This window comes from Limnohabitans sp. WS1 (genome assembly GCF_003063265.1).
Taxonomy (GTDB): domain Bacteria; phylum Pseudomonadota; class Gammaproteobacteria; order Burkholderiales; family Burkholderiaceae_C; genus Limnohabitans_A.
In genome coordinates this window covers 252,200-272,489 of the sequence record NZ_NERU01000002.1, presented here as the reverse complement: position 1 = coordinate 272,489, position 20,290 = coordinate 252,200, and the positions used below count along the sequence as shown (strand labels likewise).

General features: G+C 61.9%; 17 protein-coding genes and 1 other RNA gene. 3 read left to right on the top strand and 15 right to left on the bottom strand.

The genetic code is table 11. From position 1 onward, the window contains the following. Window positions 1–25 precede the first annotated feature (25 nt). The 3 genes from recR to dnaX are packed head-to-tail and all read right to left on the bottom strand — an operon-like array spanning window position 26 to window position 3,166. Entirely contained in the window at window positions 26–616 is a 591-nt protein-coding gene (gene recR / locus B9Z48_RS04925) for a recombination mediator RecR (protein WP_089954004.1), read from the bottom strand. 17 nt (window positions 617–633) lie between these two features. After that, window positions 634–957: a YbaB/EbfC family nucleoid-associated protein gene (locus B9Z48_RS04920; RefSeq protein WP_089954010.1), complete on the bottom strand. Its 324-nt coding sequence runs from the start codon at window positions 955–957 to the stop codon at window positions 634–636. 43 nt (window positions 958–1,000) lie between these two features. Continuing rightward, on the bottom strand, window positions 1,001–3,166 hold the full coding sequence (gene dnaX / locus B9Z48_RS04915) for a DNA polymerase III subunit gamma/tau (RefSeq protein ID WP_108377347.1): 2,166 nt from the start codon (window positions 3,164–3,166) through the stop codon (window positions 1,001–1,003). Between the two features lie 99 nt (window positions 3,167–3,265). Between dnaX and ffs the strand changes: the two genes are divergently transcribed. After that, window positions 3,266–3,362, top strand: an RNA gene (gene ffs / locus B9Z48_RS04910) — signal recognition particle sRNA small type. A gap of 595 nt (window positions 3,363–3,957) precedes the next feature. Here the strand turns inward: ffs and B9Z48_RS04900 are convergent. The 12 genes from B9Z48_RS04900 to B9Z48_RS04840 form a co-directional block, all read right to left on the bottom strand. Next, window positions 3,958–5,643, bottom strand: coding sequence for a ShlB/FhaC/HecB family hemolysin secretion/activation protein (locus B9Z48_RS04900; protein WP_158273213.1), 1,686 nt, complete (start codon window positions 5,641–5,643; stop codon window positions 3,958–3,960). 11 nt (window positions 5,644–5,654) lie between these two features. After that, a complete protein-coding gene (locus B9Z48_RS04895) occupies window positions 5,655–6,431 on the bottom strand; it encodes a type II secretion system protein (RefSeq protein WP_108377344.1) in 777 nt (258 codons plus the stop codon). Continuing rightward, on the bottom strand, window positions 6,428–8,182 hold the full coding sequence (locus tag B9Z48_RS22055) for a M48 family metallopeptidase (RefSeq protein WP_158273212.1): 1,755 nt from the start codon (window positions 8,180–8,182) through the stop codon (window positions 6,428–6,430). Before B9Z48_RS22055 ends, B9Z48_RS04895 begins: the two co-directional genes overlap by 4 nt. Further along, complete coding sequence (locus tag B9Z48_RS04880; protein ID WP_158273211.1) at window positions 8,179–9,027, bottom strand: ExeA family protein; 849 nt, start codon at window positions 9,025–9,027, stop codon at window positions 8,179–8,181. Before B9Z48_RS04880 ends, B9Z48_RS22055 begins: the two co-directional genes overlap by 4 nt. A gap of 6 nt (window positions 9,028–9,033) precedes the next feature. After that, window positions 9,034–10,512: a type II secretion system protein GspD gene (locus B9Z48_RS04875; protein WP_108377340.1), complete on the bottom strand. Its 1,479-nt coding sequence runs from the start codon at window positions 10,510–10,512 to the stop codon at window positions 9,034–9,036. Next, window positions 10,509–10,952, bottom strand: coding sequence for a hypothetical protein (locus B9Z48_RS04870; protein ID WP_108377339.1), 444 nt, complete (start codon window positions 10,950–10,952; stop codon window positions 10,509–10,511). The genes B9Z48_RS04875 and B9Z48_RS04870 overlap by 4 nt, the downstream gene beginning before the upstream one ends. Next, window positions 10,949–11,383, bottom strand: coding sequence for a hypothetical protein (locus B9Z48_RS04865; protein ID WP_089954056.1), 435 nt, complete (start codon window positions 11,381–11,383; stop codon window positions 10,949–10,951). Before B9Z48_RS04865 ends, B9Z48_RS04870 begins: the two co-directional genes overlap by 4 nt. Window positions 11,384–11,400: 17 nt before the next feature. Continuing rightward, a complete protein-coding gene (locus B9Z48_RS04860) occupies window positions 11,401–12,957 on the bottom strand; it encodes a hypothetical protein (protein ID WP_108377338.1) in 1,557 nt (518 codons plus the stop codon). After that, window positions 12,954–14,165 carry a type II secretion system F family protein gene (locus B9Z48_RS04855; protein ID WP_108377337.1) on the bottom strand — a complete coding sequence of 404 codons (1,212 nt, stop codon included), beginning with the start codon at window positions 14,163–14,165 and terminating at the stop codon, window positions 12,954–12,956. The genes B9Z48_RS04860 and B9Z48_RS04855 overlap by 4 nt, the downstream gene beginning before the upstream one ends. Further along, complete coding sequence (locus B9Z48_RS04850) at window positions 14,162–15,799, bottom strand: GspE/PulE family protein (protein WP_108377336.1); 1,638 nt, start codon at window positions 15,797–15,799, stop codon at window positions 14,162–14,164. The genes B9Z48_RS04855 and B9Z48_RS04850 overlap by 4 nt, the downstream gene beginning before the upstream one ends. Further along, complete coding sequence (locus B9Z48_RS04845; protein WP_108377335.1) at window positions 15,796–17,367, bottom strand: hypothetical protein; 1,572 nt, start codon at window positions 17,365–17,367, stop codon at window positions 15,796–15,798. The genes B9Z48_RS04850 and B9Z48_RS04845 overlap by 4 nt, the downstream gene beginning before the upstream one ends. Window positions 17,368–17,474: 107 nt before the next feature. After that, window positions 17,475–18,347, bottom strand: coding sequence for a type II secretion system protein (locus B9Z48_RS04840; RefSeq protein ID WP_158273210.1), 873 nt, complete (start codon window positions 18,345–18,347; stop codon window positions 17,475–17,477). 141 nt (window positions 18,348–18,488) lie between these two features. Between B9Z48_RS04840 and B9Z48_RS04835 the strand changes: the two genes are divergently transcribed. Then, complete coding sequence (locus B9Z48_RS04835; RefSeq protein WP_108377333.1) at window positions 18,489–19,349, top strand: hypothetical protein; 861 nt, start codon at window positions 18,489–18,491, stop codon at window positions 19,347–19,349. Between the two features lie 78 nt (window positions 19,350–19,427). Continuing rightward, the gene (locus B9Z48_RS04830; RefSeq protein WP_089954084.1) at window positions 19,428–20,258 is read left to right on the top strand and encodes a SapC family protein; all 831 of its coding nucleotides are present in this window, start codon (window positions 19,428–19,430) and stop codon (window positions 20,256–20,258) included. Window positions 20,259–20,290 lie beyond the last annotated feature (32 nt).

Here is a 20,290-nt window from a genome sequence, read left to right as displayed (position 1 = left end):
CAAGCGGGTTTTCACGTACGCAAAATCAGCGGCGGTCCACCAAAGCATGGGCAATCGTGCCCAGGTCCACATACTCCAACTCGCTGCCCGCTGGCACGCCCCGGGCCAAGCGCGTGACCTTCAAACCTTGCTGGCGAATCATCTGCGAAATCACATGGGCCGTGGCTTCGCCTTCTGCCGTGAAGTTGGTGGCCAAAATCACCTCGGTCAAGACCCCGTCGGCCACACGCTGCTTGAGCTTGGACAAGCCGATGTCGTGCGGGCCAATGCCGTCCAAGGGGCTGAGCTTGCCCATCAACACAAAATACAAACCCCGGTAAGTGCCCGTGCGCTCGATGGCCGACTGATCGGCCGGCGTCTCAATCACGCACAACAGTGTCCGGTCGCGCGAAGCGTCCAGACAGGTATCGCACAACTCGGCCTCGGTGAAGGTGTGGCAACACGCACAGTGGCGCACGTTTTCAACGGCATGCTGCAAAGCCGCGGCCAAGTGGCGAGCTGTGGCCCGGTCGTTTTGCAGCAGTTGAAAGGCCATGCGCTGGGCCGACTTGATGCCCACCCCCGGCAAGCCCTTGAGGGCTTGAACCAAAGTGGCAAGGGCGTGGGTATCGGCCATGTGGGCGTATCAATCGGTCAGAAAGGCATTTTCATGCCGGGCGGCAAACCGGCCGTCAATTTGCCCATCTTTTGCTGCGACACCTCTTCGGCCTGACGCACCGCATCATTAAAAGCAGCGGCCACCAAGTCCTCCAGCATGTCTTTGTCATCGGCCAGCAAACTGGGGTCAATGGTCACGCGGCGCACGCTGTGCTTGCAGGTCATCAGCACCTTGACCATGCCCGAACCCGACTGGCCTTCCACCTCGACAAACGCCAATTCGTCTTGGGCCTTTTTCAGGTTGTCCTGCATGGCCTGCGCCTGTTTCATCAAGCCGGCAAGTTGTCCTTTGTTGAACATGGTGATTCCTTTGAATGGGGGGAGTTGAACAGAAAAAGAAAAGTCAAATCAGCTGAATGCTGCCAGGCACAATTTTCGCGCCGAAGTCACGCACCATGGCCTGCACCAGGGGGTCGTTTTGAATCAGGTCTTGCGCGGCCAGCATTTTTTCGGCCGCCAAAATGGCCAAACGTCGGGCTGGAGTGTCGCTGACCGGCCCGATCTCGACCCCAAGCTGCACATCACCATGGCCTGCCGCCTGCAAAGCCAACTGCAAACGCTCCTTGCTGACCGCATGGTTCAGCATCTCGTTCTCGACGCGCAATTGCCACCGATCCTGCGTGCGCGACATCAGCTGCGACTGCAAGGCCAGCTCACGCACCAAGGCAGTGATGGCCTCTTGGGCCATCAGGCCCTGCACCACGGCCAGCCACACATCGCCCTCGGGCGTGAGCTGCACCGCCAGCGGTGTCGGCACATCGGCACGGCCCGCCACAGCCGCCATGTCACGCACCGGCAAAGACCGCAGACCCGAAACGGGTCTTTGAGCCTGTTCAGCCGCCATCGCGGAGGCCCCTGGCGGTTCATGGCTCAGGCGGTCATCGTGGGCACCGTGCCACTCATCCCAGGGCGGAGACTCATCCTGAGCGTCCTCAGCGTCCTGAGCCATCGCATCCACTGCGTCTTGATAGGCCACGGCAGGGGCCACCGGCTTGACCACCGGATGGGCGACGGGGTGGGGCAATACAGGCGCTGGCACTGCTGGCACTGCTGGCACAGGCTGTGCCACGGCAACCGGGGGCGATGCTGTGATTGTTGTCGGAGCGACTGGGGTGACAGGCGTTAAGACAGGTGTGAATGAAGCCAGTGGGACTGGTGAGGCGAGCGCAGGCACGGGAGCCACGGCGTCTGAAGACGCTGAAGGCACTGCAGGTGCCAAAGCCTTCACCTCGCCCGCAGGACTGGCCAACTCGGGCGCAGCAGACCCCAATGGGGCAGGAACAGGCACAGCGCTCGCCGCCGAAGACCCAGGCAGCGAGACTGCTTGGGGCGCGATCAGACGGGTGTCTTGGGGCTCAATGGCCGGGCGGGGGGGAATTCGTGGGCTTTTTTTTTCAGCCAAACCCGAAGCCGGTTTGAACGCCAACAAACGCAACAGCACCATGGTCAGCGCCGCATACTCGTCCGGGGCCAAGCCCAGCTCGGTGCGCCCATGCAAACACAGGCTGTAAAGCAATTGGGTTTCTTCGGCAGGCATCGCCATGGCCAGCTCGGCCAAACCTTGGGTGTCCGGATCTTCCCCATCGTGCGCCATGCTCGGCACCATCTGCATCACGGCCATGCGTTGCAGCAGCATGGCCATGTCTTCCAGGGTGGCCGCCGCAGACACGCCTTGCAGCCGCAAAGCGTCCACCTGGGTGACTACCGTGGCCCCATCACCCACCGTCAAAGCGCGAATCAAGTTCAACACATGGCTGCGGTCCACACTGCCCAACATCTGGCGCACACCGGCCTCTTGCACCAAGCCATTGCCAAAGGCAATCGCCTGATCGGTCAAGCTCAAAGCATCGCGCATGGAGCCGCGTGCTGCCCGCGCCAACAAACGCAAGGCCAAAGGCTCGGCCGTCAAGTGCTCGGCGCTGAGCACACGCGTCAAGTGCTCAAACACGGTCTCGGGCGCCATGGGCCGCAGGTTGAACTGCAAGCAACGTGACAACACCGTCACAGGCACCTTTTGCGGATCGGTGGTGGCCAAGACAAACTTCAGGTATTCGGGCGGCTCTTCCAAGGTCTTCAACATCGCGTTGAAGGCCGTGTTGGTCAGCATGTGCACCTCGTCGATCATGAAGACCTTGAAGCGCCCCTGCACCGGCTTGTAAACCGCTTGCTCGAGCAAACTCTGCACCTCGTCCACCCCCCGGTTCGAAGCGGCGTCCAACTCGGTGTAATCGACAAAACGACCGGCATCAATGTCGCGGCAGGCCTGACAGACACCACAAGGCTCGGCCGTGATGCCCCCCTGCCCGTCCACGCCTTGGCAATTCAAGGACTTGGCCAAAATGCGCGACACCGTGGTCTTGCCCACGCCCCGTGTGCCCGTGAACAGGTAGGCATGGTGCAAGCGCTGTTGCACCAAAGCGTTGGTCAAAGCTTGAACAACATGCTCTTGCCCCACCATTTCGGTGAAATTGCGGGGGCGGTATTTTCGCGCGAGAACAAGGTAGGACATGGGGCTTGATTCTATCGGCCCCCGGCACGCGGCCAGCACCATGCAAAAAACAAGGCTGACCCACGCCGGACCCACCCAAGCTCGCCTACAATCAACCCCGACGGGCCTTCCCGCATGGTGAAGCGGCCAACCGGGTCAGGTGGGGAACCAAGCAGCCCTAACTGTGAATCCAGTGCCGGGGTCAAGGCTCGTCACCTTCTTCTTTTCAATCTGTCGTCCCAGTCGCAGCAAGCTGTTGCATGACAGGTACATCCCCACAAAACCCCTGCGTTGCGACGAGTTTTAGCAAACCACGTCCCATCGCCCCGAGGGCGGGGCTCCCACAAAATGCCTCGCCCTTATTGATCCGGCCCGATGAAGTTTGCATGAACGCTTTCTTTGTGGGAGCGGCGCCCTCGCCGCGATAGAGCCTCGTAGACCACCACCCATCGCCCCGAGGGCGGGGCTCCCACAAAGCCCCCATCGTTGATCACTGTCCCCAAGGCAAGCCTTCCACTTCAAACTTCTCAGGGCCGGATCAATAAGGGCGAGGCTGCCAGAAAACGCCACACTCAAGGCCTTCAATGCCATGTGCTGAAACAAAGTCATCCACATTTTTGAACTTTGAAAACCCTTGCTTACCCCATTGAGTTTTTGAAATATTTGAATACTTGTGAAGTGGTTTAATATTTTTTTCAATTATTTCAAATAAACCAAATTTAGCCTTTAAAAAACCCGGGTTTTCAAATCAACGGAATCAAAACCAGTTCTGCACAAAGTTATCCACAGGCTTGCTTCCAATCCAGTGTTCCTCAATGGCTGTAAACCAGGCGCAGCAGCAAGCGGCTGGGGGAGGCTTGCGGGTTGGACAGTTGGCGGCTGGCCAGCGCATCCAGGCCCAGGCTGTCGTTGATTTTGACTTGCACGCCCATGCCGGCCGAACGCAAACGGTCGTCTGCCACACGCGTGGGGTCTTTGGCCAGACCTGCATCCCAAAACACATAGGCCTCACCCGATTCGCCACCCCAATCGCGCAAGCTGCGGCGCATTTCCAATTGGGTCGCAGCGCCCCGGTCACCGCTGCCAGCGCCCAAACTGAAGCCCCGCACCGAGTCCTGACCGCCCAAATAAAAGCGGTCCATCGAACTCAGCTCGCCGCTGGGCTTCAAGCGCAGCAGCCCAGCAGCCTTGACACTCCACAAGCCCGCCTCGTCCAAGGTATGACGCCATTGGCCGGTGAACTCGGCATAACGGTAGTTTTGGGTCTCCGAGGCCACATGGAAGGTGCCGCGCAAACCGCCTTTTTGGCGCGGGGTGTCGTACTCGACCGTGCCCAACCAAGACAGTTTGCGGCTTTGACGATCAAGCAAGGGCACATCGCTGGTGTCCAGGAAAGTTTGAGACCGATGCTTGGACACACCGAGGGTGGTGCCCGCCAGCCAAGGCGCGGCCAACACCCAAGCCCGTGAGACATCCCAGGTCAAGGCGGCCGATTCGCCACGGATGGCCAAATCGGACGAGTCCTTGCCTTTGACAACGCTTTCAGAGCGTGCCAATGAGCCGCTCAAGGTGGTGCGCCAGCCCCCCGTGCCCAGCGGAAAACTCATGGACCCCGTGCCGGTTTTGCCAGCACTCGTGGCCAAGATGGACAGGTCCTGTCGCCCGCCGTAAATGGTGAAGGGCACCACACGCAAGCCTGCGGCCAACTGCACCGGCGAGGTGCTGGCCGTGGACCGCTCCACAAAGGCCCACGTCTGCACCCGCTTGCCTTCGTTGACTGCCACGCTCAAATCGGTTTGTCCAAATGCGGCCCCTGCCACCATGTCGGCCGTCGCCGAAAAATCGCTCGCCGTGTTGAACAGCACCAAACGCTCACGCAAAGCTTCTTGCGTCAACACCGCATTGCGCTCCAGATCAAACCAACGCTTGACCCAGTCCACTTGCGCCATGCCCGGCTCGGCCACCTTGACCTCGCCCAGACGCCCTTCAACCAACAAAATCCGCAGCACCCCGGTCTGCAAGTCCTGCTTGGGCAAAACCGGCACGCCGGTCAGGATGCCCTTGTTCTGGTAGAGCAGCGACACGTCATCGAGCAAAGCCTGAATCTGGCCTGCACCCAAACGCCGCCCCACATAACGCTCGCCCAGCTCCTTCAATTCTTCGGGGGTCAAGAGCTGGGTTTTGGAAAACTGAATCTCGTTGATGAGCACCACCACATCAGACGCTGGGGCGCTCGGCCGAGGCGCTGCCAACGGTGCGGTGGGCGGGGGTTTTTTGGCCGAAGCCGCTTCCTCCATGCGTTTCAAATGGTCTTGCATCAGCAAGTTGGTGGTGTCGCTCAGCGGGTTCAGGATTTGGGCATGGGCCTGGGCGTGCAGCAAACAACCCGCGCCCACGGCCAGCGCAGTGAGCCAAACAGGATACGACCGTTTCAGCCCAGCACATGAGGGCACAACACACGGTGCAAAAGCGCCAGAAGACAGCAACTGGAAAGTCATCACATTCATCCTCAAGGGGGTATTCGGTCAAAAAAAACGACCACGGTGATCCGTTTCAACTCGGTCTCGCCCGAGGCCGTCCACAGGGGGGCAAAGGTCACCAGGTCATCGCTGCGGCGCACCCGGTTCAAATTGGCAGCGGGTCCATCCGAGCCATCGATCGCGGCGGCCAAACGGCGTGCGGCCACGATGGGCACATCGGTCAACAGCAGCGCGTTGAAGCGGTCTTCGGAGTTGTTGAGGGTGGGGTTGATGTTAAAAACCCCCAAAAACGCAAACCCGCCCACGCCGTGGGCACTGGCCTTGCGGTTGGGTTCGCCCGCAGGCATTTGCCCACCCCATTTGAGTTCGTTGAAGGCCACATTGAACTGGGTGTAGGGCGCCAGCGTCGATGCCGGGCACAACAGACCCAACGAATAGGTGGTGCTCACGCTGGCCGCAGCCGTCAATTCGGTCGGAATGCCGTAGTCGTAGGCATCGGCATTGAGGGCGCTGACGGTGACCAAAGGTGCATCCATCAAGCCATCGCGGTTGCAGTCACCCGGAAAGCGGCCAAACGTGGTCTTGTATGCGTTCAAATGGGCTTGCAGCACACGCACATGGTTGACAAACTGGACCTGCCGGTACTGCTCCACCATCTCTTGGGACTTGAAAGCAATGGTCGTCATCACCCCCAGCAAGGCCAACACCACGGCCACCTCCAACAGCGTAAAGCCCCGCTGTTGCCAGCGGGGCCGCCTTGGGGTGGGCATTCTGACGCACACAGGCACGCACACAGGCTCGCTCATCCGTTGTCCTTTTGCAGGCGGTTTTGCACCCAAGTTCGTTGCGTCGCCATGTCCGGCCTGTTCACACTCAAGTCCAAAAAGCGGCTGTAGGCCTTGCGGGCCTCGGCTTTTTGCCCCAGCGCTTGGTAGGAATGGCCTTGGTTGAGCCACAACTCCGGCGACAAGGGCAGCAACTGCTGCGCCTTGTCCAGCACCTGAATGGCGCGGGCATGGTCACCACGCTCTTGCAAAGCCACCGACAAATACAAGGCGGCCGTGGGGTGCCTTGGGTTGAGCGTTTGAGCCTTGCCCAAAGCGGTGATGGCCGGCTCCCAACGGCTCAGGCCCATCAAGGCCACCCCCGTCAAGTACTGGGTGCGCCAGTTTTCGCCAATGTACTTTTCCAGCTTGGTCACCCCCTCCAAGGCCCCTTGGTGGTCTCCGCGTGCCAGACTTTTTTCGACCGACTGAAAATCCACATCGATGGCTTTGGCCGCCGTGGACACCGGACCCGAAGCAGGCAAACGCTCGGCCTCGGTTCGGGTCAACTGGGGTGCCTCGGCGGCAGTATCTGCCACGGCGGCTTTGGCGTTTGAGGCGCTGGCCCCGGCTGCCGAGTGGGTCACCACCACCGAAGGTTTCATATGGGCCGCAGACGCCAAATCCGCCGGGTTCAGATTGACAGAGGGCGCTTTGTTTTGGCCACTGGCGGTGTTGACACTGGGGGTGTTTGTACCCGGGTTGTTGGTGCTGAGGTTGTGGGTGCTGGGGTTTTGGCCGATGCTTTTACCAGGCAAAGGTGCAGGGGTCGAAGCGGGCAAAGGCACCGACACGGGCGCGGCCGACACAGCAGGCGTTGGCGTGGTCATGCGAGGCGCGGCGCTGCTCGAAGGTGCAGGCAAAACAGCCGGTGCGGGTGCAGGTAAAGACGGCGGTGCAGGTGCAGGTGCAGGTGCAGGCAAAGGTGCAGGTGCAGGTGCAGGTGCAGGAGAAACAGTCGGCGCAGCCACCGCCGCGCCCTCACGCGGTGTCGCTGCCAGGCCCAGGGCTTGCTGCCACTGCGCCCAGGTGTTCACGGCCACCGGCACCGACAAGCCCTGCGACAAACTCTGACGGGCTCGCTCCACATCGCCCGGCGCAGGCACAGCCAACACCACCCACAGCTTGACCGCCCCGGTTTGACGGGCCAGCACCACCACCGGCATCTCGCGTGACCAGCGTGTGTACAAATTGGATGCCTGCACCAGGTTTTGCTGATCGCCCAGCAGCAGCAAGGCGGTTTGCGGACTTTCGGTCTGCAAACCCATCAACCACAGGCTAGCGCCCTTATCCCACACACCCCAGTCCCATTGGCGCTCACCGGCACGGTACCAAGCTGGCCAGCCGGGGTTTGAACTGGGCACAGCCCCATTCACAGCCCCTGCATTGGGCGCAGCAATCTGCGGCAGCCCCTGAGCCAAGGCTTGGGGTTGGGTAGGCGGCAGGAACGACGGCTCAGCCGCAGCAGATCGGGCCGCGCCTTCACCCGACGCCCCCCAGGGCAGCCACCGCGACAAGCTTTGGGGCTTGGACGACAGCATGCCCGCCATGATCACCCAAGAGCCCACCAAAGCGATGCTCAACACCACCAAGGCCACCGGCATCCACACCGACCTTTTGGGGGGCACATATTCCCCCGGATAAGCCATTTCAGACAGCCTCGCATCGTGGTCCTGAGCGGCGCTGTGCCGCTGCTGGTCGATTTGCCGAAGGGCTTTGTCCAAGGCGCTCATGACCAGGCTTTCGAAAACTCTCGGCATGCCTGCCGGGCCTGTGACAAACCCACTTTTTGCCGCTTGTCGGCAAAAGTCAGCAGCAAGGCTTTTTCGCACGCATAGTTGATGCGCCGTGGCACCCCCCCGGTGCGCCGATGCAAATGCCACAAAGCCAAGGTGGTGAACTCAAAACGCCCCTGGCTGTGCGTCAAGCGAATGCGGTGGGCAATGTAGGCGTCCATCTCATCGCGGCTCAGGGGCGACAACTTCAGCCACACCCCAATGCGCTCGCGCAATGGCCGCATGGCCCGCAACAACAAAGTCCGCTCCAGCTCAGGCTGGCCCACCAAAATCAAACTGATCAACTTGTGCTTTTCGGTTTCAAGGTTAGACAACAAACGCAGCATCTCCAGCGCCTCGGGGTGCAAGCGGTGCGCCTCGTCCACGATCACCGCATAGCGCAAACCCTTGAGGGTGCCCACCATCACCGTTTGCAGCAAGGCCTCGTGCACCTGCGACAGCGACATCTCGGCCGCCGAGGGCGTGTCCGAAAAGCGGGTGTAGATGTCGCGCAACAAATCGTGGTGGTCAATGAAAGGGTTGATCAAATACGCCACCCGCACCTCGGGTGGCAATTGCCGCAGCACCGTGCGCACCACCAAGGTCTTGCCCAGACCAATTTCACCGGTCAACACCGCCATGGTGCCGCTGGTGCAGGCATAGCGAATTTGGTTACACGCCGTCACATGCTGGCTGTCCGGAAAAAACAGCTCGGTGTCGGGCGTGATCGAGAACGGCACGCCCTCGAAACCCAAAAATCGGTAACAAGGCTCCAGAGGATTGGACGGCACAGCGTTCTCCATTTCCATTCATTGACCCGGCTGAATCGTTGGGGCCAGAAAAATCACCAGCTCTTTGCGCCGACCCGCCTTGTAGGTGCTTTTGAACAAATTGCCAAAAGCAGGCACCTCGCCCAAGCCCGGCACACGCCGGTTGGTGTCGCTGGTTTCTTCCTGAATCAACCCCCCCAAAATGATCAACTCACCGCTGCGCACCCGCACCATGGTGGTGGCCTCGCTCACATCCAAAATGGGGGCCGTGCTGTCACCGCGTGGCGACACCGCTGTGCCAATCAAGCGCGTCAAGCTGGGGGTGATGTTGAGCATGGCCCAGCCATCGGCCGAAATCTGCGGCGTCACGCTCAAGGTCACGCCCAGGCTCACAGTTTGGGGCTGCTCGTTCACCGTCTCGAGCACGCCGCCCGAGTTTTGCAACACGCGGTTGGACGAACGCACAAAAAACGCCTCGTCCGTGCCCGACTTCACCCGCGCCGTTTGGTTGTTCATGATCCGGATGCGCGGCTGCGAGACCATGCGCACATCGCCTTGCTGGCTCAGCGCATCGAGCAGCGACACATAACTGGCCGGGTTGGTCATGCGCAAAGTCATGGTGCTGGGCAGCGCACTGGTGCCCTGCGGTGCGGTCACCCGGGTGTTGAAGCCAATCGAGTTGTCTCGCCCGGCCACCTGCTGAAAACGTGACCAATCCAGGCCCAGTGCAAAGCTGTCGCTCAGCGTCACCTCCACAATGCGCACCTCAATGTCCACCTGGCGGTACATGCCCTCGCGCATCAAACCGATGAAGCGGGTGACCAACTCCACCCGGGCAGGCAAATCGGTCACCATCACCGTGCCGGTCAAACGGTTCACGATCAAGCGGCCCTTGGGCGACAACAGCGAGCGAATCTGGGTCTCAAACTCCTGCCAAAACGCGGCCCCCTCGCCCCCGCCACCACCGGCGGCACCTGTGCTGCGTTTGGCCTGGATGTAATCGACCTCGTAGGTGCGCGTGATGCTTGAATGCACACGGATCACCCCCTGATCGTCCTCCCACGAATAGCCCAGGCTCGACAGCAGAATGTCAAAGGCCTTGGCCAAAGGCACGTTATGAAAATCCACCGACACGATGCCGGTGACCTCTGGGTCGGCCACGATGTTCAGGCCATGCGCCTTGGCCAGCAAACCCAGCGCATCGCGCAAAGGCAACTGCCGCGCCTTGAAGGAATACAGCTGGGGCTGACCCGATCCGGCGTCCTGAACGCTGTCAAAGGTCGGCATGCGCTGGGTCAAAGGCAAGGCCGATTCGCTGCTGGGCAGCGAGGCATTCTTTTCTTTCAACTGCTGGTCCACCGGGGCATAGGCCGAAGGCGGAATCGACTCCGAACCCGGCAAGGCCTTGTTCAGGGGCGCACACGCCACCAACGCCGACAAAGACACGGCCAGCAGCACCCAACGGGGCGACGGCAAATGGGAAGAAACAAGCAGGGTCATTTTCGGTTGGAGTTTCATCGCTCAAGCACCTCCACCCAGCGCTTTTGGCGCAGGTCGGGGTGGTCAAATTGCACACGTTGGGATTCGATGGCCACCACCTTGAACAGGCCATGGCTCTCGCCCACCGTCAAGGCCTGGCCGTTGACCTGGGCCACTTTGCGTGAACCATCGACCAAAATACCGGCCACAAGAGGCACTTCGGGCGGGCCAGGTGGGCGCAAAGCCGTTTGGCCACGCGGGGCGGGCACACGCACCGAAGGCGGCAGCAGCACGTTCACCGGCACACGCACCACCTCTTGCGCATCGTTGGCGGGCACCACCACGCCCAAAGCGGGCGGGGCGTCCAGGGCCAGCACGGCGGGCAAGGCCAAGCGCTCGGGGGACAAGCCGTACATCGACAGCCCCCACCCGCCCAAACTCAAAGCCGGAATCAGCAGAAAAGGCAAAAAAGGTTTCATGGACGGTCCAGCACCAAAATGTTGTCGCCCTTGACGCTCACCCTGAGCGCGGGCTCGGCGTTGGCCGTGCCCGGCAAGGCCTCGATCGTCAAAGAGCGCAGAAAAAACTGGCCCTTGCCCACATGGTTGGCCTGCAAGATGTCGTTGAGTCGCTCACTCTCATGGCCCGCAATCGTGGCGCTGGTGTTGATGGTTTCGTGCCGCAAAGCCTGGCCGGGCCGCCAGCCAATGCGGTCAATCAAACTGCGGTAGTTTTCGGCACGCTCGCGGCCCTGGTCGAGTTCTCTGCGGGTTTTCTCCAGCGCCACCTGCTGGGTCTGAGAAAACGCCAAAGCCGCTTGCCCGGTCATGGCCGCGTAAATGCCCGCACCCAACAGGCACGAGGCCACGCTCAGCCACAGCACGGTTTTCGAATGAAAGGACAAAGACATGGTGCTTGCGCTCCGGTTCAAGGCAATTGCGTGACGGTGCAAGTCGGCTTGGCCGCCCCTGCCCGGTTGAATTCATTGCTGGCCAGCAGCGTGTGCGTGCCGCTGCACGACACCGTCACCGTCTGCCCGGCTGTGGCCGCGGCCAAAGCATTCAGGTTGCGCCAACGCGTCACCCCATCGTCGGCGGCGGTGGCCGCTGCGGTCAAGGTCGGGTCCACCAACAAGCCGCCCCGGTACCAATATCCGGCCGCCGCACCGTCGGCATAACCCACCGACCCGGTGGGGCTGATGAACGACACACGCAAATAACGGCTGCGCGGCTCGCTGGTCACGGCCGTGTTGAAGCTGTCCAGGCACACCCCCGTCGAGGTGCTGCCATTGGCAATGTCACCCGACTGCAGCACCGTGTACGCATCGCTCACGGGGTCGCGGTTCATCAGCTCCCAGCGCAGTGTCAGGCCCTGGGCGCTGCCGGTCAAAGGTGCCGAACTCACATAGTTGGCAAAACGCACAAAAAGCTGGTTGACCTTGCAAGTCTCGGGCAGCGTGGTGCACACACCGGCCTGGCGCAAACCATCGAGCAGTTCACCCAAAGACACCGCCTGCACCCGGCCGTCGTAGTCGTTGGCGTCCGAGGTGGGGCTGTCCACGGCAGGCGTCAAGGGGTTCTCGTACACCCGAAACCCCCGCTCGCCCGCCAAAGCGGGATAGACCGTGCCCCGGGCAGCCAATGTGGGGTCCAGCCCGGTGGTGCCCACCTGCTGAAACAAGGCATTTTGACGGTCCAGGCGGCGCTGCGCCGGGGGAGCGCGGCGCACCACCACAAAGGCCGCTGCCGAAGAGTTTTCAAACACCGCGTCCACCGTGCCAGCGGAGGTTGTGGCGTAACCCAATGCCGAGTTCCACACAAAATTGCTCTCGTAATCCTTGGCCCAAATGCGCGGCAAGGTCACGTTGATGAAGCTGCGGCGGTATTCAGCGCTGGTGGTGGTCGGGTAGATGCGAATTTTTTGCTCGATGTCCTGCAAGGTGTTGAGGTGGCGGCACAGTTGCGTGCGCACCCCCCCGGTGGACATGTTGGCGTTCACCGCAGGGTCCAGCTGGCTCATGATGGACTTGAACACCCAATTGGCCCCCACTTGCTCCACCGCAGGATAAAAAGCCGTGCCCGCGTCGGCCCGCAAAGCCGGTTGCACGTCGTAAGCGTATGCGGTTTGCCAAGGCGACACCGTGGGCACACCCAGCAATTGCCCCGGCAAAGCGCCCGGACGCCCCAGCGCCATCAACTCCAACGTGGGGCTCAAAGCCACATGGCTGGCCGCCGAGCCAAAACCCCCGGTGTCGGCCTCAGCAAACCGGATCGGCCCGGGCAAACCCATGCCCAGCACCGCTTGGCGCACCAAAGCGTCACGCGCTTGCTGCATGGACAAAGCGTCCTGCCGCGCACTGTCGAGCTTGCCCTGCATGGCCAGCAAGGGAATCAGCATGGCCGCCAGCCCGCCAATGACCAGCAGCGCCAGCGCCAACTCGATCAGCAAAAACCCCCGCACAGCAGGTTTCAAAGGTCGGCTCATGGCTGGATTCCTGCAGACGCCCGAGACGCCAAGTCGTACACCGGCCCCAGCATGGTGCTGCCCACCAGCAACAACACTGCCGCCAACACCAACAAGAGCACCGGCTCAAACAAACGCGTGCCGGTTTCAATTTGCTGCTTGAGCTTTTGCGCATAGTGCTCGCTCAGGCGCGTGCTTTGCTCGTCCAGCGTGCCCGTGTTTTCACCCAAGCGCACCAGGCTCAGGGCAAAACGTTCAAACACGCGCGTGCTGCCCAAACCCTCGGCCAGCGACTGGCCCCGCGCCGCATGCGCCCCGATGCGCCCAATGCGCCCGCCAAAAAACTGGTTCAGCGGCTGCTGCATCAACACCGCCAGCGTGCGGCTGAGCGTCAGGCCCGCGCCGTGCATGGCCGACAAGTGGCTGAAAAACGCGTGGTACACCCGCGCCCGTTCCAACTCACGCACACCGGGCAGCCACCAATACAGGGCATGAAACACCGGCTTCATGGCCGGCAGCCTGATCAACAGCACCAACAGCAGCAAAACACCCCCCAACACCAGGGGCAGCGAAGCCACATTCGCCTTCATGCCCTCGGCCACCTTCATGACCCACACCGTGGTGGGCGGCAGCTGCACGCGCAAAGACTCAAACAAAGCAGCCATTTTGGGCAAAACCATCAGCAACCAATACAAACCGCTCACCACCAACACCGCCAACACCAGGGCGGGGTAAATCAAGGCCCGCAGCAGCGCATTGCGCAGCTGGCGCATTTGCTCAAACTGGGCCGCCGCCATGGCCAAAATCGTGCCCAAGCGGCCAGTTTCCTGGCCCACCACCACCAACTGGCTGAGCATGGGCGGAAACACCTTGGTCTGGTCCAGGGCCTGCGACAGCGTGTCGCCCCGCTCCACCGAACGCTTGAGGCGGGCGCACAACATGCGCAGCCGCGTGGTCGAGGCGCTGGCCGCCGCCTCGGCCAAGGCCAAACGCAAATCGGCCCCGGCCCGCACATGGCTGGCCATCAGGTGACAAAACTCGGTCACCGCCGCAGGCTTCAAGGGCCGCAACACCAGGACATTGAGCCAAGTCGGCAAAGACCAGACCCGGTAAGGCTGCAAACCCTGGGCCGACAAAGCGCTCACCAAATCGTTCAAATCAATGTGCTCGCCCGAGCCGCGCACACTCGCGCCCTCGGACGTCATGGCCTGGTACCAATACAGCCTCATGGCGACAACTCACCAAACACGCGGTTCACCTCGGCCGGGTCGGTCACGCCCACATCCACCAGGCGCTGGGCCCAGGCCCGCATGGGCACAAAGCCGCGTGCGTGCAAGCTGCTGCGCATCTCGGCCTCACCGGCCAATTGGTCAATCAGGCCGCGCAAGGTGTTGTCCACCACCAGCACCTCGCCCACGGCCAGGCGGCCACGGTAGCCGGTGCCATTGCAGCGCTCGCAACCCACCGCCTTGTAGCGCCCACCACCCACCGGGGCGCGGCAAGCCATGCACAGGCGGCGCACCAGGCGCTGGCCAATCACCCCGCGCAAGGTGGCCGACAACAAATACGCCGGCACGCCCAAGTCGCGCAAGCGGCTGATGCTGCTCAGCGCATCGTTGGTGTGCAGCGTGGCCGGCACCAAATGCCCGGTTTGTGAGGCCCGCACGGCCATGGTGGCCGTGTCGCCATCGCGAATCTCACCCACCAGCACCACGTCAGGGTCTTGCCGCAAAAAGCCTTTGATGGCCGAAGTGAAGGTCATGCCCGCTTTTTCGTTCAAGCGCACCTGGCGCACCAGCGGCACCTGGTACTCGACCGGGTCTTCAATCGTCATGATGTTGCGCTCCAGCGCATTCACCAGGCGCAAACCGGCGTACAAGGTGGTGGTTTTGCCACTGCCGGTGGGGCCGGTCGACAGCACCAGCCCGTCGGGCGCACGCATGAGCCGCGTGATTTGTGCCACCTGCTCGGGCCAAAACCCGCACTGGTCCAGCGGCAACACATCGCCGCGCAAAGACAAAATTCGCACCACCAAGTTCTCGCCGTGGGTGGTGGGCATGGACGACACGCGCAAATCAAAGGCCTGGCCCACCACATTCAGGGCAAAACTGCCGTCCTGAGGGCGGCGCGACTCGGCAATGTCCATGCCGGACTCGACCTTCAAGGCCGACGCCACCCGCGCATGCAGGGCATTGGGCAGCACATGGTGCAGGTGCAGCACACCGTCAATGCGGTAAAACAACAACAAGGCAAAACCGCTGGGAGAAAAGTGCACATCGCTGGCCCCGCGCTCCACCGCGTCGGCCAGGGCCAGGCGCACCAAGCGCCCGCCGTCCAGGTCGCCGCCCACCCGCGCCAGCTCGTAAGCCAGTTCTTCGGCACTGGGGTGCGAGGCAAAGTGGTAGGCCATCTCGATGGCCGAAGCCAAAGCGCCCCGCGCCGACACCCAAAACGCCACCGGTCCCGACACATGGCGGTTCAGGCGCTGCTGGGCATCCAGGTCGGTTGGGTCGTCGACTGCAATTTGCAGCACACCGTCTTGGCTGCGCACCGGCAGCATGCGGTGCTGACGGGCAAAGGCAAACGGCACTTGGGCCAGGGCGTCCGGGTCCACCTGCACCGGGTCGGGCAACCAATAGCTCAGGCCATGCAAGCTGGCCAAGGCGCGGGCCATGTCAAAGTCGCTGGCCAGGCGCAACAAGCGCAGCACCTGTGGCGCACCCAAGCCCATGGACTGGCCAATGCGCCGTGTGTAATCCATTTGCTGGGGCGACAGCAAACCGTTGCTGGCCAACTGCTGCAACAATTTTTCGTCGTCCAGCGACAAAGCGGCCGTGGCCATGTGGCTGCGGGCGTTGCTCAAAAAGCCCCCGCTGCAATGGTCAAACGCGTCTTCAAACGCGCCCCGGGGGTACCGGCTGCGGTGTCTTCAAAGGTCAGCTGGGTGTCGGTCAAGCGGCCCATCAGGGTCAGGCGCTCGGCCAGGCTTTCGGCCTTGAGCTTGGCACTGGCATAGCTGCCGGGCACCACAATGTTCAAGTCCACCTGAAAACTCGGCTCACCCGCCACCGGCATGCGCCGCAGCGGGGTGCCCGAGGTAAAACCATCCACAAAGCCAGCGGGCTGCAAGCTCACCGCGCCCGGGTCTTTGGCACTGTCTTTTTTGGCCAGCTGTGCCTTGCGGCCGTTGCCCGCACCGGCATTGGCCTGCAGCACCGGCTGGCCATCGGCCACTCGCACCCGCTCGGCAGCCGCGCCGTTGCGTGTGATGGTCAGGGACTGCACCTGCACCCCGGCCGGTATTTGGGTGAGCATTTCTTTCAAAAATCGGTCGGCCCGCAAATTGGCGCCCAAGGCGGTCTCGCGCCAGGCGGCCGAACGCAGCGCCATCACGGCCTCGGGCGGGGGCTTGAGCTTTTGCAGCGCCTGCGCCTGCGCCTGCATGCCCAGTTGTTCTTGTTTCAAACCTGCCAGGGTTTGCTGCGCCTGGGTGTGCCACCACAAGCCTGCACCCAGCAAGACCACACCCAACAAGCTCGCCGTGGCCGCCAAGGCCGGGGCCACATGCCAGGCCATCACACGCTGACGGTAGCCGTTCACAATCAAACTCTCACGGGGCGAAGCAAAAGCCAGCCCATACAACTCGGGCTGCAGCAAGACCTCGTTGCCCGGCAGCCCCTGAAACAAAGCCTGCAGCTTGAGCACCAGTTCACGCGAACCGTTGCTGGCCCACTCGCCCTCGCTCGCCCACGGGCCATTGCCCAAGCGAATCACATGGCCATGCAGGCCCGAAAACTCCAAAGGCGCGGTGCGCACGGCCGAGTCCAGCCAGGTTTTCCACTTGCCAGCGCCCAAGTCACCCGTGGCCACATCACCCGATTGGATGTTGAAGGACTGCACACGCTGCCAAATCACCCGGCCCTCGCGCACGCCCAAGCTGCGCAAGCCGCCCACATGCCACCAGTGCACCAGCACCGCCGCCTGCGTGACCGCGCCCACCAGGGCGGCCACAGCGGCCTCGGCGGTCAACAAATGGGTCAAAGGCCGCTCGCGTGTGGGCAACAACTCGTGCGCCAGCTCGGCATCGTCTTCGAGCATGGCCAACACATCGACCTCGGCCTCGCCCTGGCGCAACCAGTTCACGCGGCTGCGAACCCGAAAGCGTTCGGTGAAGGTGCCGCTGTCGGTCAAATGCCGCTGTACCAGCACCGGCACAAAACGCCGCGACAGGGCACGCAAACGCAAACGCTCGGTCAGGTTGGCCGGCGAGTCCAGGCTCAGCCGCAAAGACTGCCCGCCCTGCTGCGCCATTTCGTCAATCGCCCCCTGCCCCTGCACCAGCACCTTGCGGCCACTGAGCACGGCATAGCGAACGGGGTGTGTACCGTAGGCGGTCGCGGTGCGCGACATGCTGACCAACAGGGTTTTCATGAAATGGGGAGGAGCGTGGATGCCGTCGAATTTGGAAAAATAGAGAAAAGCGGTCCCGGGATGTTGGGCATCCCGGGGCTTTAGGGGGGCGTTAGATCAGAAGGTCATCAAACTGGTGTTGTTGATGCAGTTGCGCCAGCCTTGGACTCTGGAATGCGATCAAAGAAATAAACCACGGTGACCATGCCGTCACGGGTTGCAGTGGTCGTGGTTCCTACAGCACCGGCATCGTCGTCCATTTGAATAGTTTGCCAAAGTTGGGAATAAGTACCTGCTGTACTAGTTTCACGTTGCAACAAACGAACGCGTGTGCGGTCAGCTCGTGAATCTTGACCGTTGATGGATGTGGAGAGGCGACGCGCCATCCACTGGGGCACGTTGTGAATGACGATGGCGTTGTAGTCAGCGCCAACAGCAGCACCACCACCTGCATCGGTGACCTTACCCACGAACATGAAATCTTCATGCACGAGTTTGGCCAATTTGCGGTTGGATGCACTGTCGCTGACCACGCCGGCGAGTTTCAAGTCGTTGAGCCACACGTTGGCGTTGGAAGTACTTGCAGCAACGTCAGCCACAGTACCTGCACCCATAAGAGCACAACCAGCAGTTTGGGCTGCTGCAGCTGCACCATCGGCTGGAATGGTGGGCAAGGCTACGGTGTAAGCGTATTCGCTGGCGCGAGAGTTATTACCGGTATCTGTGCGTAAGCTGGTTGTTGTGTTTTCATCAGCTTTGTAATCAATCACACCATCCGCATCGCAATCACCGGGCATACGGCCCTTGAGCTGCGCATATTGCTGAATTTGCATTTCAACAGTCTTGACATCGTTGATCAGCTTGGTCGCTTTGGCCTGATCAATCAGTTCTTGGCCGGTGGTCACGGCGGAAAACAGCAAACCTGCTGCTGCCATCGTGACGGACATCTCGACCAAAGTGAAGCCGCGTTGCTTGCCGGCTGGTTTGAGGTTGCGCTTCATGGAAATTTCCTTGAGGGTTGGGGAAGTGGAATTTGTCGATCCTGTCGATTGACGGGGAAATGTTAGCATGCAATCGTAAAATACAACAATCTCATTTGCATCAAATGCTAACATCAATAAATACACAAAAATTATTTTGAAATGAACACCTTGTCTTTGCCTGTGCCTTCCGCTGAGCGCTTCATGGCGCAGGGCGTGCTGCGTGGTGCAGTGGCCGGTGTGGTGGGCATGGCTTGGGCGCTGGCGGCGGGGGCTGCGCCGCCTTTGTCCCCTTCTGAGGCTGTTTCAGCCGCACCGCTTTACAGCTGTCCCGGCCCCTTGTTCACCAATGACATTCACCCGCTGCAGGCCCGGGCACAGGGCTGCACTTTGGCCCAACAAGGCCGCTGGTCGCAGGCCCAGGCCCCTGCCCTGCCTCAGCGTGTGGCAGTGCTTTCACCGAATGCCTTGCCCACTGGCGCTGTTGCCAATTCACCACAGTTACCGACCTCCACGTCCGTACCAAGCCCTTCCGCCGTTTCATTGGGGTCCTTTGGTGGTTCTGGCTCCTCTGCTGTTTCTGGCTCTTTCGGTGCATTCGACGGTTTACCCACCCCACCCCTGGGGGCGATGCCTGTGGCTGCACCTCAGGTGTCCCAGCTGCCCCTGGCCGCTGCCACGGTGGCAGCCCCCGCCTCTGGCCAGTCCAACACGGCCCCGTCTGTGCCACCCCCTTTGGCCCTGCGGCCCACGGCCTCAGCAACGGTGTCACACACCGCCTCAACCACTTCAGCACCCCCACCCAGCCCACAAGCCGCTCCAGCGGGGTCCGGTGGTGATGCCCAGCGCCAGCGTGACCGGCATGCCCGCGAGATCGTGTTGGCCGAGTTGGCCAGCACCCAGGCCCGCATCCAGTCTTTGTCGGCCCGGACGCAGTTCAGTGCCGACGAGGACAACGCCTTGCAACGCCTGCGCCGGGACGAAGAGGCTTTGCGCCGCGAGTTGGCCCGGCGACCGGGGTGAGGTCGAGTTCTCCACCCCTCCCATCGGCCCCCATTTCTCAGACACTTTTTGACCCGAATTTTTTGAAAGCCTTGAACCATGACCGCTGAACTCTCAACTGTGAACAACGACCTGGTGATCTTGCACCGCGAGGCACACGGGCACCTCAAGCTCAACCGCCAGTCGCCCGATTACGGTTTTGCCCGCGATTCGGTCACGGTGGCCCTGACGGTGGCCGAGCTGCCTGCGGCTTGCGCCGAATACCCCTGTGTCATGGCACGCCAGCCCGACGGTGCCCTGAGCCTTTTGGCCGTGACCGGTTTGCAGGCCGGGCACAACCTGTTTGTGGCGGCCGACGGCGCTTGGCAGGGTCAGTACCTGCCCGCCACCTTGGCCACTTGGCCGTTTCGCTTGGTGCGCGAGTCCGACGATGGGCGTTTTTTGGTGGCGGTGCGGCCCGAGGCCCTCAACCCCTCGGTGGGCGACCCGCTCTTTAATGCTGAGGGGCAAGAGCTGCCTTGGCTGCTGGAGCGCTTGCGCCAGCTGACCGAGACCGACGCGGGCATGGGGGCCACCACCGCGCAGCTGGCCCAGCTGGATGCGGCCGGTGTTTTGGTTGATCGGTCTTTGCAAGTGATCTTGCCCGATGGCCGCGACCTGGAGTTGCACGGCTTCATGACGGTGGACGAGGCCAGGCTGCAAGGCCTGCCGGCCGACACGGTGCACGCCCTGCACACCAGCGGCGCACTGACACTGGCGTATTTGCATCTGTTGTCGCTGCGCCAGTTCCGCCAGTTGGTGGCCCGCTCGGGCGAGTTGGCCAAACAAGCGGCTTTGCAAGAAGCCCAGCAATTGGCGGCTTTGAACGGCCAAGCCGGGCCTTTGGCTCAGGCCGAGTCGGTCGCTGTGCCTGCCGCCAAAACCACCTGACGGGCTTTTGCCCCTGCCTTGCTGCGTTGTGA

What these genes read in the sequence shown, in the direction of transcription:
- B9Z48_RS04855 (WP_108377337.1), bottom strand. Translation starts at nt 14,165, where the DNA reads ATGAGGCTGTATTGGTACCAGGCCATGACGTCCGAGGGCGCGAGTGTG.
- B9Z48_RS04870 (WP_108377339.1), bottom strand. Translation starts at nt 10,952, where the DNA reads ATGAAACCTTTTTTGCCTTTTCTGCTGATTCCGGCTTTGAGTTTGGGC.
- B9Z48_RS04880 (WP_158273211.1), bottom strand. Translation starts at nt 9,027, where the DNA reads ATGGAGAACGCTGTGCCGTCCAATCCTCTGGAGCCTTGTTACCGATTT.
- dnaX (WP_108377347.1), bottom strand. Translation starts at nt 3,166, where the DNA reads ATGTCCTACCTTGTTCTCGCGCGAAAATACCGCCCCCGCAATTTCACC.
- B9Z48_RS04840 (WP_158273210.1), bottom strand. Translation starts at nt 18,347, where the DNA reads ATGAAGCGCAACCTCAAACCAGCCGGCAAGCAACGCGGCTTCACTTTG.
- B9Z48_RS04830 (WP_089954084.1), top strand. Translation starts at nt 19,428, where the DNA reads ATGACCGCTGAACTCTCAACTGTGAACAACGACCTGGTGATCTTGCAC.
- recR (WP_089954004.1), bottom strand. Translation starts at nt 616, where the DNA reads ATGGCCGATACCCACGCCCTTGCCACTTTGGTTCAAGCCCTCAAGGGC.
- B9Z48_RS04860 (WP_108377338.1), bottom strand. Translation starts at nt 12,957, where the DNA reads ATGAGCCGACCTTTGAAACCTGCTGTGCGGGGGTTTTTGCTGATCGAG.
- B9Z48_RS04900 (WP_158273213.1), bottom strand. Translation starts at nt 5,643, where the DNA reads ATGACTTTCCAGTTGCTGTCTTCTGGCGCTTTTGCACCGTGTGTTGTG.
- B9Z48_RS04895 (WP_108377344.1), bottom strand. Translation starts at nt 6,431, where the DNA reads ATGAGCGAGCCTGTGTGCGTGCCTGTGTGCGTCAGAATGCCCACCCCA.
- B9Z48_RS04875 (WP_108377340.1), bottom strand. Translation starts at nt 10,512, where the DNA reads ATGAAACTCCAACCGAAAATGACCCTGCTTGTTTCTTCCCATTTGCCG.
- B9Z48_RS04845 (WP_108377335.1), bottom strand. Translation starts at nt 17,367, where the DNA reads ATGAAAACCCTGTTGGTCAGCATGTCGCGCACCGCGACCGCCTACGGT.
- B9Z48_RS04835 (WP_108377333.1), top strand. Translation starts at nt 18,489, where the DNA reads ATGAACACCTTGTCTTTGCCTGTGCCTTCCGCTGAGCGCTTCATGGCG.
- B9Z48_RS04865 (WP_089954056.1), bottom strand. Translation starts at nt 11,383, where the DNA reads ATGTCTTTGTCCTTTCATTCGAAAACCGTGCTGTGGCTGAGCGTGGCC.
- B9Z48_RS22055 (WP_158273212.1), bottom strand. Translation starts at nt 8,182, where the DNA reads ATGAGCGCCTTGGACAAAGCCCTTCGGCAAATCGACCAGCAGCGGCAC.
- B9Z48_RS04920 (WP_089954010.1), bottom strand. Translation starts at nt 957, where the DNA reads ATGTTCAACAAAGGACAACTTGCCGGCTTGATGAAACAGGCGCAGGCC.